We start from the raw sequence: 1,142 nt of genomic DNA on the forward strand, positions 1-1,142 counted from the left end.
ACTGCTCCTTCTAAACGTTCAACTTCTTCACCTCTGTTATAAGCTACAACAACTGGAGTACCTGGAATGTCGAACTCTTGAAAGGCGCTTTGATTTTCTGGTGTAGAGATATCAATACGATAGATGGTTCTATCATGCTTTTTTGACATGCTATTGATATCTGGCGCAGCCTTTTTACAAAAATGGCAGGTTGGTTGATAGTAGTACGCAATGAACTCATCATGGGATTGTATTTTTTGTTTTAATTCTTCCTTCGAAATATCTTTTATATTTTCAGGCGATCCTTTTACATCTGCAGCAGATACAATTGCTTTTTCTGGTGTTACTGTTTTTGTTTTGACTGATTCATTTTTAGTTAAAGTAAAGATCGTGATACAAACAACACATAAAGTTGTTAAAACTGCTCCAATTTTGTAGATTTTTTTCACAGTAAATTCCTCCTTAAAATAAAAAAAAGGACAAACCTCGCCCGAGTTAACAGGGCGTAAGGTTTGTCCTTCACGCTACGTACAATAGAGTATAAACAATGGAAACAAATTTTCTACTTATATCTTAACATATAATCTATATAAAAGACTATATAAATTTCAGGTAATAAAACAAAAAAACAAGAAGCAAAGCAAGTATAATTTCACGCACCGAACAATTATAAAAAATTAAACACCAAAAAAAATAGGGGATTCTATACTGTTAATCGGGCTACAGCCGAGATACGTGTGTGAAAATAGGTCATAGACTTACTTTTATTCCCAAAAAAGATTTTAAATCAGCTTTTCTAAATAAATTCTCTATTATACTAAAAGAAAAAAGGAATTTAAGATTATGACAAAATACACTGAAGAACAATTTTTATATTTTACAACTACCCTGAATCACTTAGATTCTATCAAAGAAGATAGGGAAACATATTGGTATGAATATAAAAAACTACAAGACTGGTTGCAAGAACAACAACTCAGCACTGCTTTTATCATTTTAGCCAAGAAGACTCCTTCCTCAAGGAGCGTGAAGGGTGACAGCCCAGTGAGTAGGTGGGAGATGAATTGGCTTCGAATAAGGGATGGCAGGAAGCCATCTTAATTGTTCGACATACATAAAGTGTTGCTTCACTATCTATCGAATATATGTTTGGTGTATAATAG

The 1,142-nt window shown here is 33.3% G+C and carries 2 protein-coding genes; one reads left to right on the forward strand and one right to left on the reverse strand.

Annotated elements, in window-relative coordinates; genetic code table 11:
• The coding region (locus CO726_RS30990) for a thioredoxin family protein (protein ID WP_099686830.1) at window positions 1-428 on the reverse strand (428 nt) is incomplete at its 3' end.
• 394 nt (window positions 429-822) lie between these two features.
• Between CO726_RS30990 and CO726_RS30995 the strand changes: the two genes are divergently transcribed.
• Window positions 823-1,080, forward strand: a complete 258-nt coding sequence (locus CO726_RS30995) for a hypothetical protein (RefSeq protein ID WP_099686831.1) — start codon at window positions 823-825, stop codon at window positions 1,078-1,080.
• The last annotated feature ends 62 nt before the right edge of the window (window positions 1,081-1,142 follow it).

The organism is Bacillus fungorum, assembly GCF_002746455.1.
GTDB classification, from domain to species: Bacteria; Bacillota; Bacilli; order Bacillales; family Bacillaceae_G; genus Bacillus_A; species Bacillus_A fungorum.

Coding starts and splice junctions, on each gene's coding strand:
- CO726_RS30995 (WP_099686831.1), top strand. CDS start 823: ATGACAAAATACACTGAAGAACAATTTTTATATTTTACAACTACCCTG.